Source organism: Polynucleobacter sp. JS-Polo-80-F4 (genome assembly GCF_018881965.1).
GTDB lineage: Bacteria > Pseudomonadota > Gammaproteobacteria > Burkholderiales > Burkholderiaceae > Polynucleobacter.
Genome location: NZ_JACVPI010000001.1, coordinates 100,892 through 114,802 on the forward strand (window position 1 = coordinate 100,892; position 13,911 = coordinate 114,802).

Annotated in this window: 20 protein-coding genes; 11 read left to right on the forward strand and 9 right to left on the reverse strand. The window is 44.3% G+C overall.

Going from position 1 to position 13,911, the window contains the following annotated elements; translation table 11 throughout:
* Nucleotides 1-58 precede the first annotated feature (58 nt).
* Nucleotides 59-604 carry a YaeQ family protein gene (locus tag ICN20_RS00480; RefSeq protein ID WP_216237312.1) on the forward strand — a complete coding sequence of 182 codons (546 nt, stop codon included), beginning with the start codon at nt 59-61 and terminating at the stop codon, nt 602-604.
* 9 nt (nt 605-613) lie between these two features.
* Complete coding sequence (locus ICN20_RS00485) at nt 614-1,030, forward strand: putative toxin-antitoxin system toxin component, PIN family (RefSeq protein ID WP_216237314.1); 417 nt, start codon at nt 614-616, stop codon at nt 1,028-1,030.
* Here ICN20_RS00485 and ICN20_RS00490 read toward each other — a convergent pair.
* Nucleotides 1,025-2,023 carry an LLM class flavin-dependent oxidoreductase gene (locus tag ICN20_RS00490; RefSeq protein ID WP_216237316.1) on the reverse strand — a complete coding sequence of 333 codons (999 nt, stop codon included), beginning with the start codon at nt 2,021-2,023 and terminating at the stop codon, nt 1,025-1,027. The two genes, ICN20_RS00485 and ICN20_RS00490, sit on opposite strands and share 6 nt — an antisense overlap.
* 33 nt (nt 2,024-2,056) lie before the next feature.
* Between ICN20_RS00490 and ICN20_RS00495 the strand changes: the two genes are divergently transcribed.
* Genes ICN20_RS00495 through ICN20_RS00505 form a run of 3 tightly spaced genes read left to right on the forward strand, consistent with a single transcriptional unit; the run spans nt 2,057 to nt 2,902 of the window.
* Complete coding sequence (locus tag ICN20_RS00495) at nt 2,057-2,278, forward strand: DUF1653 domain-containing protein (protein WP_216237318.1); 222 nt, start codon at nt 2,057-2,059, stop codon at nt 2,276-2,278.
* Between the two features lie 15 nt (nt 2,279-2,293).
* Nucleotides 2,294-2,494 carry a SlyX family protein gene (locus ICN20_RS00500; RefSeq protein WP_216237319.1) on the forward strand — a complete coding sequence of 67 codons (201 nt, stop codon included), beginning with the start codon at nt 2,294-2,296 and terminating at the stop codon, nt 2,492-2,494.
* 60 nt (nt 2,495-2,554) lie between these two features.
* Entirely contained in the window at nt 2,555-2,902 is a 348-nt protein-coding gene (locus tag ICN20_RS00505) for a phage holin family protein (RefSeq protein WP_068323482.1), read from the forward strand.
* Between the two features lie 37 nt (nt 2,903-2,939).
* On the opposite strand, the gene ICN20_RS00510 is transcribed toward ICN20_RS00505, so the two are convergent.
* A complete protein-coding gene (locus ICN20_RS00510) occupies nt 2,940-4,739 on the reverse strand; it encodes an AsmA family protein (RefSeq protein ID WP_216237322.1) in 1,800 nt (599 codons plus the stop codon).
* 66 nt (nt 4,740-4,805) lie between these two features.
* On the opposite strand from ICN20_RS00510, the gene ICN20_RS00515 reads away from it, so the two are divergent.
* Nucleotides 4,806-5,150, forward strand: a complete 345-nt coding sequence (locus ICN20_RS00515) for a zinc ribbon domain-containing protein YjdM (RefSeq protein ID WP_216237324.1) — start codon at nt 4,806-4,808, stop codon at nt 5,148-5,150.
* A gap of 59 nt (nt 5,151-5,209) precedes the next feature.
* On the opposite strand, the gene ICN20_RS00520 is transcribed toward ICN20_RS00515, so the two are convergent.
* Nucleotides 5,210-5,425, reverse strand: coding sequence for a YdcH family protein (locus ICN20_RS00520; RefSeq protein ID WP_216237326.1), 216 nt, complete (start codon nt 5,423-5,425; stop codon nt 5,210-5,212).
* A gap of 217 nt (nt 5,426-5,642) precedes the next feature.
* On the opposite strand from ICN20_RS00520, the gene ICN20_RS00525 reads away from it, so the two are divergent.
* Nucleotides 5,643-6,521, forward strand: a complete 879-nt coding sequence (locus ICN20_RS00525; protein ID WP_216237327.1) for a hypothetical protein — start codon at nt 5,643-5,645, stop codon at nt 6,519-6,521.
* Between the two features lie 39 nt (nt 6,522-6,560).
* Here ICN20_RS00525 and ICN20_RS00530 read toward each other — a convergent pair whose 3' ends face one another.
* The 4 genes from ICN20_RS00530 to ICN20_RS00545 form a co-directional block, all read right to left on the reverse strand.
* Entirely contained in the window at nt 6,561-6,824 is a 264-nt protein-coding gene (locus ICN20_RS00530; RefSeq protein ID WP_216237329.1) for a hypothetical protein, read from the reverse strand.
* A gap of 310 nt (nt 6,825-7,134) precedes the next feature.
* Nucleotides 7,135-8,202, reverse strand: coding sequence for an ACR3 family arsenite efflux transporter (gene arsB, locus ICN20_RS00535; protein ID WP_216237331.1), 1,068 nt, complete (start codon nt 8,200-8,202; stop codon nt 7,135-7,137).
* On the reverse strand, nt 8,199-8,678 hold the full coding sequence (locus ICN20_RS00540; protein ID WP_216237333.1) for an arsenate reductase ArsC: 480 nt from the start codon (nt 8,676-8,678) through the stop codon (nt 8,199-8,201). Before ICN20_RS00540 ends, arsB begins: the two co-directional genes overlap by 4 nt.
* Nucleotides 8,675-9,004 carry a helix-turn-helix transcriptional regulator gene (locus tag ICN20_RS00545; RefSeq protein WP_216237341.1) on the reverse strand — a complete coding sequence of 110 codons (330 nt, stop codon included), beginning with the start codon at nt 9,002-9,004 and terminating at the stop codon, nt 8,675-8,677. The genes ICN20_RS00540 and ICN20_RS00545 overlap by 4 nt, the downstream gene beginning before the upstream one ends.
* A gap of 161 nt (nt 9,005-9,165) precedes the next feature.
* Between ICN20_RS00545 and ICN20_RS00550 the strand changes: the two genes are divergently transcribed.
* Together ICN20_RS00550 and ppk2 (ICN20_RS00555) are read left to right on the forward strand one after the other, a co-directional pair.
* Nucleotides 9,166-9,441, forward strand: coding sequence for a serine/threonine protein kinase (locus ICN20_RS00550; protein WP_216237343.1), 276 nt, complete (start codon nt 9,166-9,168; stop codon nt 9,439-9,441).
* Nucleotides 9,441-10,208, forward strand: coding sequence for a polyphosphate kinase 2 (gene ppk2 / locus ICN20_RS00555; protein ID WP_216237345.1), 768 nt, complete (start codon nt 9,441-9,443; stop codon nt 10,206-10,208). Before ICN20_RS00550 ends, ppk2 (ICN20_RS00555) begins: the two co-directional genes overlap by 1 nt.
* Nucleotides 10,209-10,212: 4 nt before the next feature.
* Here ppk2 (ICN20_RS00555) and ppk2 (ICN20_RS00560) read toward each other — a convergent pair whose 3' ends face one another.
* Nucleotides 10,213-11,118: a polyphosphate kinase 2 gene (gene ppk2 / locus ICN20_RS00560; protein ID WP_216237347.1), complete on the reverse strand. Its 906-nt coding sequence runs from the start codon at nt 11,116-11,118 to the stop codon at nt 10,213-10,215.
* 51 nt (nt 11,119-11,169) lie between these two features.
* On the reverse strand, nt 11,170-11,964 hold the full coding sequence (locus ICN20_RS00565; RefSeq protein ID WP_216237350.1) for a 1-acyl-sn-glycerol-3-phosphate acyltransferase: 795 nt from the start codon (nt 11,962-11,964) through the stop codon (nt 11,170-11,172).
* 104 nt (nt 11,965-12,068) lie between these two features.
* Here ICN20_RS00565 and ICN20_RS00570 point away from each other — a divergent pair, with 104 nt between their 5' ends.
* The gene (locus ICN20_RS00570; RefSeq protein WP_370624512.1) at nt 12,069-12,878 is read left to right on the forward strand and encodes a UDP-2,3-diacylglucosamine diphosphatase; all 810 of its coding nucleotides are present in this window, start codon (nt 12,069-12,071) and stop codon (nt 12,876-12,878) included.
* Complete coding sequence (locus ICN20_RS00575) at nt 12,875-13,903, forward strand: glycosyltransferase family 1 protein (protein WP_216237352.1); 1,029 nt, start codon at nt 12,875-12,877, stop codon at nt 13,901-13,903. Before ICN20_RS00570 ends, ICN20_RS00575 begins: the two co-directional genes overlap by 4 nt.
* Nucleotides 13,904-13,911 lie beyond the last annotated feature (8 nt).

Sequence of the window (13,911 nt, forward strand, 5' to 3'; positions counted from 1 at the left end):
AATACTGGTTATGAGCCCACTCAGGCCAGGAGTTGGCTCATAAAGGCGATAATGCGTCATGGCTCTACGCGCAACTATCCACAAAGCCGACCTTCACGTCGCAGATTCTGACCGCCACTACTATGGCAGTCACTCCCTCACTATCGCTAAACACCCTTCTGAGACTGAGCAACGAATGATGATCCGCATCATCGCCTTTGCATTGCAGGCGCATGAAGATCTGGTGTTTACAAAGGGATTAAGCGATACCGATGAACCAGATCTTTGGATTAAAGACCTCACCGATGCCATCAAGCTGTGGATTGAGATTGGTCAGCCGGATGAGCGCCGCATTCTCAAAGCCTGCGGCCGTTCAGATCAAGTCATTGTCTATTGCTATGGCGGTCATACCAGCAAAATCTGGTGGGATGGCATTGCAAATAAGCTGACTCGTGCTCGCAATTTACAAGTAATTTCCATTCCAGCCGAACAAGCAGAAGATCTCAATAAGTTGGTTGAACGCAGCATGGTCATTCATGTGAATGTTCAGGATGGTGAAGCCTATGTCTCCTCCGACCAAGGTCAGGTGACCATCACCCCAGAGATTTGGCGCAACAATCAATAGGCCTGCAATATGAAGGTGGTTGTTTTCGATACCAATGTCTTATTAGATCTCTTTGTCTTTAATGACTTTAGGGCGCTACATTTAAAGCAAGCTCTTATTGAAGGTAAGTTGGACGCTTTAGCAACCCCAATTACATTAGCAGAATTCGCTGACGTCATTGCGCGCCCATTGTTTTCGCTTGACGAGGCACAGCAGAAGCAAATCTATCTGCAATGGCAGAATCTAGCAAGAGTGATGGATGAGCCAAGCTTAAGCAAGGCACCTTGGACATGCAATGATCCAGACGATCAGATCTTTTTAGATCTTGCCTATACAGCAAGGCCTTGCGCATTAATTAGCAAAGACAATGAAGTTCTTCGATTTGCGAATAAGGCAGCAACAGAGCAGGTTTTAATTACTGCTGATTACACCGTATTTGATCTATAAGCCTTGTGCAGCTTGCGCTGCTATCTCAAATGACCTGAGACGAGCTTGATGATCAAATATTTGCCCCGTCAGAATAAGCTCATCCGCACCAGTAAGATCCAACCAGCGACGCATGCCTTTCCTTATAGTCTCTAGCGAACCAACTACCGAGACCTGCAAAGTATGATCTGCCGCTGCCTGCTCATGAGGCTCGCAGAATTCATTCATATCAGCGATTGGAGGTGGCAACTGCCCTCTTGTATTCCTGCGCATTCTGACAACGTTCTGTTGCAGAGTTGTAAATAGATGCTGGGCTTCTTCATCGGTATCGGCAGCCACTACATTCATCACAAATGCTGAATATGGTTGAGCTTGCTGGGCCGATGGTTTAAAGAGTTCTCGATAAATCTTCATTGCCTCCAGGAGTTGGTCTGGCGCAAAGTGAGAAGCGAATGCATAAGGAAGACCGAAGTGTGCCGCTAATTGAGCGCCATACAGACTAGAGCCCAAAATCCAGATAGGTACATTGGTCCCTATACCCGGAATGGCTTTGACGGATTGCCCCTCTTGAAGCGGGCCAAAATAATGCTGCAGCTCTCGCACGTCTTGCGGAAAACGATCATCGCTTCCTAGCAAATCTCGGCGTAATGCCCTTGCCGTCATTTGGTCAGTGCCAGGCGCCCTACCCAATCCGAGTTCAATCCGTCCTGGATATAAAGACTCTAAGGTGCCAAACTGCTCGGCAATTACTAGGGGCGCATGGTTAGGAAGCATCACGCCGCCAGACCCTACCCGAATATGAGACGTACCGGAGGCGATATAGCCTATGAGTACCGCAGTAGCGGAACTCGCATTACCGGTCATATTGTGGTGCTCTGCTACCCAGTAACGGGTATAGCCCCATTTTTCAGCGTGCCTTGCTACATCCAGAGAGTTGTGAAGGGCGTCGGCAGCAGTAAATCCCTGTGGAATCGGAGATATATCTAGAATGGAGTACGGGATGGAATTTGCCATCGCTAGATCATACTGAGAAAGTGTATTGTTGACATGAGTAAACCCAAAATGGCCGATCCAGATGACGGCCTCTTCAAGCCGGGGTGCAAGCTAAGGCACATCAAGACTGGTGGCTTTTATAAAGTCGTTTTTTTGGCAAATGTGGAGGCAACTTTAGAGCCCGCTTACGTATACGAATCTCTGCAATCCCATGACTTTTGGGTTAGACCAAAAGCAGAAATGGAAGATGGGCGCTTTGAGCTCATCTCAGAATAAGAAAGTCCATTAACTATGTCTGAAGAACGTATTACCAATCTAGAAATCAAGCTCAGCTTCACAGAAGACCTCATTGAAAAGCTCAATGAGACTGTTTATAAACAGCAGCAGCAAATTGAATTCCTGTATCGCGAACTAAAGGCGATCAAAGAGCAATCCAGTAGCAGTGGAGGCGGTGGTGGAAGCCTCAAAGATGAAATCCCCCCACACTATTGATCAACTGCTAATATAGGCATTAGGCATAAACCCCTTACAACATCAGTAAAGGAATCATCCATGAGCAACTTAACGCTATTTCTAGTCCAGTGGGGCTTAACTTCTTTATCCCTTTGGGTTGCTAGCTATATCTTTAGTGGCTTGCGCTTTGCAGATGGTGGCTCACTCATCATTGCTGCCTTGCTACTAGGCTTTGCCAATGCAATCGTTAAACCATTATTAGTGTTATTCACGCTGCCACTCACTGTAGTGACCATGGGCCTCTTCTTGCTCGTGATAAACGCGTTGGTATTGATGCTGGTCTCTGCAGTAGTGAGCGGCTTTACGATCTCCAGCTTCTGGACTGCATTCTTTGCCAGCATTTTTATTTCTTTGTTCAGCCTCTTTGTCAGCGGCTTAGTATTCTAAGAAACAGATTAGCAAGCTTAGTGTGGCTTAGTTTGGCTTACTTGCTAGCGGGGTAGATATCAGACCAAGAATGCAGCGCTGTTTTGCATGGCTGCGACTTGGTCGCCAATGATTTAGCATTCTCCGCGGCGATACTAATGCCGCCCGTTAAGAAGCCCAATCCAATGGATACGGCACTATTCACAACCCCCGCTTTATTGACCCCGGTTTGTGGGTTTTGCAGAGTTCCCTCAATCTTCACCAGCCCAGCAAGATCCAAGCCAGTTGTCAGGCCTGATTTTTCTCTTGGGTTAATGGTGATATTGAGAGCCTCGTTAGAGAGATTAATGGAACCCGCCAAGGTGATATCGAGTCGGTCAGTTTCAACGCCAACTGAATTCTGAATATTAACTACCCCACTGCTAATGGGCAAATAAGCAACTGCGCAATCTAATATAGTTTGATTTGATTTTTTGTACATCGGATTGATTGAATCAATCACGGTAATGACAAAGTCCCCGCCCTTATTAATGAATTTAGAATCTAATTTGCTTGGGCCTACTGAAACCTGAATGGCTCCATTAGCTCTGCTAGCCATTTGATGTGGACTTAGACCGCTTCCCTGTAAATTCCAGGCCACTTTTGTATCGCCACCAGAAACCCTAGCACTGGAGTCAGTAGTGGCAATAATTTGCTCTAAGGTAAAGTCTTTCGCCAAACCCTTCATGGCAAATTTTGGGGAGGGGCTATCAAATTGCGAAATAGAAATTTGTGCCTGGGTACTTCCTTTGCCAACATTAAAACTGACATCATTTGCATCAATAGCATTTTTCTTAAATTGCAGGGTCGTCTTGAAGTTAGTAAATGGGGCTTGATCCGGCACCCCAAGTTCAGCAATATTGATATTGATCGATCCATCAGCTAAAGGCAGTAGATCGAAAGGCAATGCCTCATCAGAGAAAAAATACTTTCCTTGAGATTTATGTGGGGATGCATGACTGGCTTTTCCAGTTGAGCCAGCAATTGCAGCCGACCCCACCAAGGGAGCTAAATCAAATGATTTGGAGTTGAGGTTGATATTAAATTGCGGCAAGACATGAGGCTTCTTATCAATCACCCCTGTAATCGCAAGTGACTTGCCATTCAAAGTAAGAACTAAATCGAGATCCGTTTTTACCGGAGATTGGTCCCAAGCAAAATAAGCATTCCGCAAAGATCCTGTTTTGCCTTTGAGATTGAGGGTGTAGTTGGGATACTGAAGATCCATCAGAATCGTAGATTTTCCATCTCCGCCATCCAAAATGAATTTTGGAATCTTTAATGACTTAGCAGCTTGACCACCATCTTGATAATTAATACGCGCATCAACAACATCTATTGAATTAATCGAGACGAGTACATTGTCAGAAGAACTGCTTGCCGTTGCTTGAGCCGCTAAATTACTAGATGCTATGACTGGTGCAGTCAAATTCCAATTGCCCTCGCCCGATTTGTTGGTTTGTAAATTGGCTTCTAGGCCCACGACACCAATTCTGCTGATCTCAACGTTACCCCTGAGTAAGGGCAATAACTTAATGTCTAACTCGACTTTCTTAAAAGTCAGCATATCGGGATTGCTTGCCCACGATGCATTGCTTAAAGATAACTGTTCTGCTTTTACGCTAATGGAAGGAAAAATACTCAGGCTAACTGGTCCAGTAATCTTTAGGTCACGCCCAGTGGAGTCCTTGACTGAAGAGCTTAGGAGCTGAGTTAATTGAGCGGGGTTGATAAAGGATGCCGCATACCAGGCGCCCAGACCTACCACGGCAAGAAAGCCTATAAATGCAATGAGAGAAATCTTTAGGGTTTTATTCACAGCTCCATTCTAGTTCGAGTAAAGGCAGTTAGCCATATATCACTGCTGCTAGACTAAAATGAGTCCATGAGCACAGATAACCTACCAAAGTGTCCCGCCTGCCAGGAGGATATGACTTACCCCGATGGCGAGAATTACGTTTGCGCGCAGTGCGGCCATGAATGGCTCATTGCTTCAGCTGCCGAAGAAGTGGAATCTGGCTTAATTGTGAAGGATGCCAATGGCAATCTCTTGGCTGATGGCGATACCGTCACCCTCATTAAAGACCTGAAGGTCAAAGGCTCCTCCACCACCCTCAAGGTAGGCACCAAGATCAAAGGCATTCGCCTTGTCTCTGGCGATCATGAGGTCGACTGCAAAACAGAAGCAGGCAATATGCTACTCAAAGCCTGCTTTCTGAAAAAAGCCTAAATCCACTTGGCATCTAGGCTCTTCAAATTACATTGGGGCTTAGTTGTGCTTAGTTGCGCTTAGTTACTCGCCTTCTTTAAAACGGCGTAAATCTGATCCTTCAGAAGTAACTTTTCTTTTTTGAGGGTCTCAATTTCTTCTGGAGTACTTGGCTCACTATGCGCCTCCATTCTCTGGATCTTTTGATCCAAATTATTGTGCTTATCAAACAAATGCGAAAAATGGCGATCTGACGTTTTTAACTGAGTAATGAGTTCACGATATTCTGGAAACATAGATCCTCTTGATATTTAGGTTAAACAAGACTTTGTAAATTGAGTGTAGCAATCCTGCGTTACAAGAACAATAACTTGATCTATCTATTTATTTCAACCCTCCCCTTGTAATCCGCAGGAAAAACCCCATATAGGAAAGGCGAATTCCTACAGGAATTTGCAGTAATATCAGTAAGTGCATAAAGCACAATAACTACCAAAAGAAGGGTAATAAACCATGGCTACAAAGAAGTCTCCAGCAAAAAAGAAAGTAGCTACCAAGGTGGTAACAAAAGCCCCCGCTAAAAAAGCCGTCAAGAAGGTTGCTGCCAAGAAAGTAGCAAGCAAAAAGACAGTCAAAAAGGTAGTGAAAAAACCAGCAACTAAGAAAGTGGCTGCAAAGAAGCCAGCCGCCAAAAAAGTAGCTGTTAAAAAATCACCGGCAAAAAAACCTGCTGCTAAAAAGCCAGCGGCTAAGAAAGTTGCCAAGAAGCCTGTTAAATCAGCTTCATCTAAAACTCCAAAAGTAGACCAATATGGTCTTGAGCAAGATGATGAGTTTTACGGTCTGTATTTTGCAAAATCCACCAATAAGGGATTAGTTGAAGTAAAACCTTGCACCTTCTCACTCATGTATTGGTGGAAAGGCTTGCTTGGCTACCCTGACATGATCGAGATCTCCAAAGGAAGCAATACTGCAATGTTGCAGTTTGAGTCTACTTTTGGCGGCGGCGATTCTGGCGAGACAGAGTTAACTGAAAAAGATGTTCTGGATATTGATCACATCATTGAAGTGGATGAAGAAGAAATGATGATCTCCCTCTACTCTTATGTGCCTATTCCTGTACCCGAGAAATTGGTTGGGGCCTTAAGCCTTGCTGTTCTCAATATCAATCCAGAAACTCGCTACGGCAGCCTAGAGATTTGTCCGACTGAGAATGAAGAAGGTGTAACAGAGCATTTCTTGCGCTATCGCGCTGCAACCTATTTGCGCGGCATTAAGTCAGGCAAAGTGGAGGCCATTGAAAGCATGGTAACCAATGGCTCTGAATTCTTTGGCCTAGCCTTAGATGCAATGTGTGTGAATAAGTCTATTAAGAAGTGGTTATTGAGTTAATCACACACTGGTGGTGTATGGCGGACTAACTATCCGCCACTATCTGCAAAGATAGATATAAGTAATGGGAAAACGGTCATTGACCGTTTTTCTGCTTTCTAGAATCGTCACAGTTCTCTTGCCCTGCTTCTTACACTCTACAAGAGCTGCTTCCTGAGCCTCGTTCTCTTTAGCAGTCTTAGGTGCATGCACCCCAATCGTTCCGTCGGATTGTTGATAGACACCAAAATCACTTTGCGGTGTTGAGCAAGCAAATAGGCCAAAGCCCAATCCTAGGAACAGCAATTTATTTAAGGCTTTCATTCAATCTCCATCATTTCTTCAATCTTAAAGCACCCAGAGCGAAGATGAGCAGAGACCCTGCTGTTGATATTTATTTCTGATATTTTTGATTTTTTGCAGTAGTGATACGTTTTAAACGATCCGTCAACTTGGTTGACCACACGTCTGCGATAGATTTCTTTTAAAGAGCGTACTAACAGTCTCCACATCTGCGGTAAAACTTTACGTCTGTACGCTCTTTAATGCTGTGGGCGAACCCTCAGCGAGTTATCACTATATTCCTTACTTCATCAAAAGTCAAGGGTTTACCCTAATATTAAGCAACTATATTTCATCTGTGAATGGCGTCTTCCCGGATGACATAAAAAAGCTTTTCCTTGATCCACAGAGCCACTGAGACTAGGCCAACCATGATTGGCACTTCAACTAAGGGCCCTATCACTGCGGCAAACGCTGCTCCTGAGTTAATACCAAATACAGCGATGGCTACTGCAATAGCTAGCTCAAAGTTATTACTAGACGCTGTAAACGATAAAGTGCAGCAGCGCTTATATTCAATACCCATTTTGATGGTGATAAAGAAGGTGAGCAAGAACATCACCACAAAGAACACGAGCAATGGAACAGCAATAGTGACTACATCCATTGGCAATTGAAGAATTAACTTACCTTTCAAACTAAACATCACCACGATCGTAAAGAGCAAGGCTATTAATGTGAGCTTGCCAATTCTAGGAATGAAAGTATTTTGATACGACTCTCGCGATACAAATTTGAGCGCAATGTATCTGGTCAAGAATCCTGCAACACAAGGAATCCCTAAATAGATCGCAACTGTCTTAGCGATTTCACCAATAGTGATATTGACAACAGAGCCTGCAAAGCCAAAATACGGTGGCAGAACAGTTAAGAAAAAATAGGCATACAAGCTAAAGAACAGCACTTGAAAGACCGCATTAAAGGCAACTAAGCCAGCCGCATACTCTGTAGAGCCTTTGGCAATATCGTTCCAGACAATTACCATCGCAATACAGGGCGCAATGCCTATCAATATCAAGCCAGCCATGTACTCAGGCTGATTAGGCACAAAGAGGATGGCCAAGAAGAACATTAAGGTTGGCGCAACTATCCAATTGAGCAGAAATGCCAAACCAAATATACGTTTATCTCTGAATACATCAGGTAAGTCTTCGTACTTCACCTTAGCAAACGGTGGGTACATCATCAATATCAGCCCAATCGCTATTGGGATATTGGTTGTGCCAGATTGAAAGGAGTTAATGAACCCCTCTACCCCAGGCACAAAATACCCCAAGCCAATACCCACTGCCATGGCAGCAAATATCCAAAGAGTGAGATATCGATCTAAAAAGGAAAGCTTGCTAGTAACAGTGTTCATACTTTGTGGTGAATTTCTTTTAGGCTTATCGAATCCAATTTGTCCAATGGCATTGCAGCAAGAATATCAATGCGTTTCTGAAGGCCGTTCATAACCTCAATAAAGGCAGTCTTCTTCTCTATATCGGTGCCCTCTACTTTGGATGGGTCAGGAAAGCCCCAATGCGCAGTTGCTGGGCTGCCCGGCCAAAATGGGCACTGTTCGCCAGCGGCATTGTCACAAACCGTGATGATGAAATCCATCTTAGGCGCATCTGGCATACCAAATACATCCCAGCTCTTAGACTTTAACTTTGCAGGGTCCATCCCCATCTCGATAGCTATTTCTCTGGCAATAGGATTAACGCTAGTGCCTGGAGTCGATCCTGCTGAGTAACCGACAAATTTGCCGCTAGGATGAGTAGATGCCAATGCCTCTCCCAGAATGGAGCGAGCAGAATTATGCGTACATAGGAAGAGAATATTAAATTGCTTCATTTAGCCTTCGCCTTTTTAATAATCGATGCCGGCGCACATGCTTTGCCACCACAGCAGTTTTCCAGTAAGAACCCACTTAACTCTTGAACCAAGCTCGCATTGGGTCGATAAATGAGATTGCGACTCTGGCGCTCCACTGACAATAAATCAGCCCCCACCAACTCTTTTAGATGAAAGCTGAGAGTGGCATTAGCTATCCCCAGTTTTTCAATAATTTCACCGGGCGTTAAGCCCGTATCACCTCGCTGCACTACTAAGCGAAAGATGTTTAAACGGGTCTCCTGACCTAAGGCCAGAAATGCATTGATGGCATCTGTATTTTTCATATTTCCAATTGTATAGAAATATATATTTCATAATCATGACAATCAATGTCATAAAACTGACTTATAAGTGTCATATTTGCTTGAAAAGTACAAGAATAAAACGTAGGATTGGGTCGAGAAGATCAAATCAACGAAACCAACAATCAATTTAGGAATACATCATGAGTCAAAAGAAGCTGGTCAAGCAACTATTAAAAAAGCTCGATAAATTAGAATCCGACCGTGAGAAGCTGATTGATAAGCTTGCAAAAGCATTGGATAAGCTAGACAAGAAAGTAGCAACCAAAAAAGCTCCAGCGAAAAAAGCTGCAGCAAAAAAGGTTCCAGCTAAGAAGGCTCCAGCGAAAAAAGCTGCGGCTAAGAAGATTCCTGCCAAGAGGGCACCTGCTAAGAAGGCGCCAGCTAAAAAGGTAGTGAGCACAACCGAAGCAAGTTAATGGGTCATAAAGACAAGCTAGAGCAATCTAGCTATGACGAGCAACTTCGCCTATTGCAGATTGAATTAGTAAAGCTACAAAATAGCCTGATTAGTAACGGCGATCAGATATTGGTGATTCTTGAGGGTCGCGATACGGCCGGTAAAGATGGCAGCATTAAAGTCATCACCCAACACTTAAGTCCTAGAGAAACCCGTGTTGTTGCCCTAGGGAAACCATCTGATACCGAATCCGCGGAATGGTACTTTCAACGCTATGTTGCAGAGCTACCTAAGAAGGGTGAGTTCGTTCTATTTAATCGCAGCTGGTACAACCGCGCTGGCGTTGAAGTGGTAATGAATTTCTGCACCAAGGAGCAATACGCCAACTTCATGGGATCTGTGAATGAACTTGAATCTATCCTGGCCAGCTCAGGCATGACCATTCTCAAATACTATTTGGACATTTCCAAGCAAGAGCAGGCTCTCCGTCTTGCCGATAGGACCAAAGATCCTCTGAAGCAATGGAAGATCAGCCCAATTGATCAGCAAGCGCAAATTAATTGGAATGCCTATAGCAAGTGCAGAAATGACATGCTAGAAAAAACCAGCTCTAAAGATGCGCCATGGATTGTTGTGAAGGCAAACGATAAAAAGGTGGCCCACATCAATATGATTCAAGATCTTCTATCTAGAGTTTCTTATCCAGGTAAAGATAAAAGCCTGTTAAAGGCTGATAAAGACATCGCCTTCAAATGGGACGGCAAATTATCCAAGCTCGAAAAATAAATCTTTAGAACACTTCAGGTACGTACATCTGAGGAGGCACTGGCCCGCGTAGGTAGTCTGGATTATGAACACGCTTTGGCAAAGTAATTACTGGATGATCAATCTCTTTATAAGGGATCTGATCTAACAAATGCGTAATACAGTTTAAGCGGGCTTTTTTCTTATCATTAGCAGCAACCACCCACCAAGGCGCTTCAGGAATATGCGTGCGCTCCAGCATGGTTTCTTTGGCTTTGGTGTAAGCCTCCCAGAGCCTTCTTGCTTCTAGGTCCATTGGGCTTAACTTCCATTGCTTTAATGGATCATGAATGCGCATCATGAAGCGGTTGTATTGCTCATCGTCAGAAATGGAGAACCAATATTTGATGAGAATAATTCCGGAGCTAATCATCATGCGCTCAAGATCGGGGACTGTTCTTAAGAACTCTTCGTACTCATCATCAGTACAAAATCCCATGACTTTCTCAACGCCAGCACGGTTGTACCAGCTTCGATCAAATAGAACGATCTCACCGCCAGCCGGTAACTGAGAAATATATCTTTGGAAGTACCACTGCGTTTTCTCACGCTCGTTGGGTGCAGGTAATGCCACTACCTTACAAACACGAGGATTGAGACGCTGAGTAATGCGCTTAATAGCCCCGCCCTTACCTGCTGAATCTCTTCCTTCAAATAAGACTGCTACCTTAAGCTTATTTTCTACCACCCAGTCTTGAAGCTTTACCAACTCACCCTGGAGTCTAAAGAGCTCACGGAAGTAGACATTGCGTGGAATTTGGGAGCTCTCGCTGCCATCAGGCGAAAGCCTATCATCATCGAGCTCCATTTCAAGCTCTTCATCCATGCTATCAAGAATCTCTTCTTGAGCACGGCGATACCACTCGGCCATTTCTGTATGCTTCGATGTCATTGGTTCCCACTCCTAGTGGTAGATTTATAACTAGAAATGATGACACATTTATTACATCAGGCGATGATTGCCTTTTAATTGATTGGAAATGGCCTCTTGACTGTGCAAAGCCAGCCACTTTCGGTCTTTAGATGCCTCCGGGCTTGCTCCTGAGGGCGAAATAAAGTTCAACTCAACAACTAGCTGGCGATTATTCAAGATCTTCGCCATGGACTCCAGCAGCCCCATATCTCCAATAAAGGCAGCCACCTCACTTCTGTCGCCTGATGGCAATGATTTATAGGTAATTGCCAAGGAATAGACTGGCACCTGAGCAATAACGGCTGATTCAAATAAATTCGGTTTGAATGGGAGAACGCCCTCACCTATTGTGGAGGTGCCCTCCGGAAAAATGCAGACAGACTGAGTTTTGAGTACATCACTCACTTCACTCGCAACATACTTTCCATGACGTGCGCTATCACGCTTAATGAATACCGTACCTAATTGCTTGGCCATCCATCCAAATACTGGCCAGCCCGCCACATCCGATTTGGCGACAAATCGGATGGGCTTGAATGCATTAATCGCATGGATATCCATCCAGGAGATATGGTTTGACGCCAGCAAATATGGAGCAGAAGGAAGTATCTCGTGATTCTGCAACCTTAAGGTAATTCCAAAAATATCTAATAATTTTTTTGACCAATTCTGGATCAGCTTATTTTTAGCTTCATAGGTAGCAAATGGAAATCGCAAGAACAGCGTAACCAATCCACCAATTACGTGACTCCATACCTGAATCCAAGACCATATAGTGGCCAAGCACTCGAATAGGGAATGTCTTATGGTTTGATTCTGACTCATATGAGGTAAGAATATAAATCAATTGTTAAAAATAATTGCTTCGTCATAAAACTGTCTTGGAACTGTCACTCTAGTTTCATACTCAGTAGGCTTAATACTGTTTCATGATGCATTACAAAGCCATCTGGATTTCAGACGTACACCTAGGAACATCAGGGTGTCAGGCAGACTACCTTCTCGATTTCCTAAAACACAACGAAGCTGATAAATATTATCTCGTCGGTGACATTATTGATGGCTGGAGACTGAAAAAGTCATTCTATTGGCCTCAATCACATAACGATGTAGTGCAAAAGCTGTTGCGTAAAGCACGTAAAGGTAGCGAAGTAATCTACGTCCCTGGAAATCATGATGAAAGCGCTAGACAGTTTTTTGGACTCTCTTTTGGAGACGTCAAAGTCGTTGAGGAAGTTATTCATACAACGGTAGACGGTAGAAAGCTATGGGTAACGCATGGCGATCAGTTTGATGGCGTGATGCAGTATGCCAAGTGGCTTGCCTATGTTGGCGACAACCTGTATTCGTTCATTCTTTACGTCAATCGCTACTTTAATATGATCCGCGCCAAAATGGGTCTGCAGTACTGGTCACTATCTCAGTATCTTAAGCACCAAGTAAAAAATGCAGTCAGCTATATCGCAGACTTTGAGCACATTATGGCCAGAGAGGCCCGCTTACGAGGCTGTGATGGGGTTGTTTGTGGGCATATTCACAAAGCAGAGATTCGCGAGATCGATGGACTGCTGTATTGCAACGATGGTGATTGGGTTGAAAGCCTCTCCGCTCTTGTTGAAACACAAACCGGCGAACTCAAACTGATTTACTGGACACATATCAAGGGTGAACCAGTTGAGACCCCTCAAATCACCCTTCAACCTACTATCGAATCACTTATCAAAGAGGCTGTGCTATGAAAATTATGATTATCACTGATGCATGGGATCCACAGGTGAACGGCGTTGTCCGAACCCTCAAGCAAACCCGTGCTGAATTAACTGCCATGGGTCATGAAGTAGAGATGATTACGCCAAATGGCTTTAAATCCATTCCTTGCCCAACTTATCCTGATATCGCCCTATCACTCTTCCCAGGCAAAGAAGTAGCTCGTTGCATTAAAGAATTTGCTCCCGATGCAATGCATATTGCAACAGAGGGCCCACTAGGCTTATCTGCACGTGCCTACGCAGTCAAAAATCGTCTACCGTTTTCCACCGCTTATCACACCCGCTTCCCAGAATATGTCAAAGCGCGTACTGGCATTCCTTTGGCAATTACTTATGCGTTTATTCGCTGGTTCCATGGCCCATCAATGGCAGTAATGGCACCAACTATTGTTGTTAAAGATGATTTAGAAAAATATGGCCTCAAGAATGTCGTGCTGTGGTCAAGAGGCGTGGATCTTGATATTTTTAAGATGCAAGATTCAAAAGCCTTGAACACTGCCCATCCTATCTTTTTATATGTAGGCCGGGTTGCTGTTGAGAAAAATATCAATGCATTCTTAGAAATTGATTTACCAGGTTCGAAGTGGGTGGTAGGAGACGGTCCAGCCATGGCTGGAATAAAAGAAAAATACCCAGAAGTGAACTACCTGGGAGTATTGCAACAGCATGAATTAGCAAAAGTGTATGCAGCGGCTGATGTATTTGTATTTCCGAGTAAGACAGACACATTTGGCTTGGTTTTACTTGAGGCAATGGCTTGTGGCACACCGGTTGCAGCCTATCCTGTTACAGGACCTATTGATGTTTTAGGAAACTCCAATTCTGGCGCAATGGATGAAGACTTACGCGTGGCTTGCATGCAGGCATTGAAGATTCCTCGCGAGGTAGCGCGCGCACATGCCGAAAAGTTCTCCTGGAGAGCTGCTTCAGAACAATTTGCCAATCATCTCAAGCCAGTGCCGACACCAGAAGTGCACGTCACTGCACTAGCCTAAAGAAAGTT

Coding starts and splice junctions, on each gene's coding strand:
- ICN20_RS00575 (WP_216237352.1), top strand. CDS start 12,875: ATGAAAATTATGATTATCACTGATGCATGGGATCCACAGGTGAACGGC.
- ICN20_RS00545 (WP_216237341.1), bottom strand. CDS start 9,004: ATGAAAAATACAGATGCCATCAATGCATTTCTGGCCTTAGGTCAGGAG.
- ICN20_RS00530 (WP_216237329.1), bottom strand. CDS start 6,824: ATGAAAGCCTTAAATAAATTGCTGTTCCTAGGATTGGGCTTTGGCCTA.
- ICN20_RS00485 (WP_216237314.1), top strand. CDS start 614: ATGAAGGTGGTTGTTTTCGATACCAATGTCTTATTAGATCTCTTTGTC.
- ICN20_RS00480 (WP_216237312.1), top strand. CDS start 59: ATGGCTCTACGCGCAACTATCCACAAAGCCGACCTTCACGTCGCAGAT.
- arsB (WP_216237331.1), bottom strand. CDS start 8,202: ATGAACACTGTTACTAGCAAGCTTTCCTTTTTAGATCGATATCTCACT.
- ICN20_RS00570 (WP_370624512.1), top strand. CDS start 12,069: ATGATGCATTACAAAGCCATCTGGATTTCAGACGTACACCTAGGAACA.
- ICN20_RS00505 (WP_068323482.1), top strand. CDS start 2,555: ATGAGCAACTTAACGCTATTTCTAGTCCAGTGGGGCTTAACTTCTTTA.
- ICN20_RS00565 (WP_216237350.1), bottom strand. CDS start 11,964: ATGAGTCAGAATCAAACCATAAGACATTCCCTATTCGAGTGCTTGGCC.
- ICN20_RS00520 (WP_216237326.1), bottom strand. CDS start 5,425: ATGTTTCCAGAATATCGTGAACTCATTACTCAGTTAAAAACGTCAGAT.
- ICN20_RS00550 (WP_216237343.1), top strand. CDS start 9,166: ATGAGTCAAAAGAAGCTGGTCAAGCAACTATTAAAAAAGCTCGATAAA.
- ICN20_RS00525 (WP_216237327.1), top strand. CDS start 5,643: ATGGCTACAAAGAAGTCTCCAGCAAAAAAGAAAGTAGCTACCAAGGTG.
- ppk2 (WP_216237347.1), bottom strand. CDS start 11,118: ATGACATCGAAGCATACAGAAATGGCCGAGTGGTATCGCCGTGCTCAA.
- ICN20_RS00515 (WP_216237324.1), top strand. CDS start 4,806: ATGAGCACAGATAACCTACCAAAGTGTCCCGCCTGCCAGGAGGATATG.
- ICN20_RS00495 (WP_216237318.1), top strand. CDS start 2,057: ATGAGTAAACCCAAAATGGCCGATCCAGATGACGGCCTCTTCAAGCCG.
- ICN20_RS00500 (WP_216237319.1), top strand. CDS start 2,294: ATGTCTGAAGAACGTATTACCAATCTAGAAATCAAGCTCAGCTTCACA.
- ICN20_RS00490 (WP_216237316.1), bottom strand. CDS start 2,023: ATGGCAAATTCCATCCCGTACTCCATTCTAGATATATCTCCGATTCCA.
- ppk2 (WP_216237345.1), top strand. CDS start 9,441: ATGGGTCATAAAGACAAGCTAGAGCAATCTAGCTATGACGAGCAACTT.
- ICN20_RS00540 (WP_216237333.1), bottom strand. CDS start 8,678: ATGAAGCAATTTAATATTCTCTTCCTATGTACGCATAATTCTGCTCGC.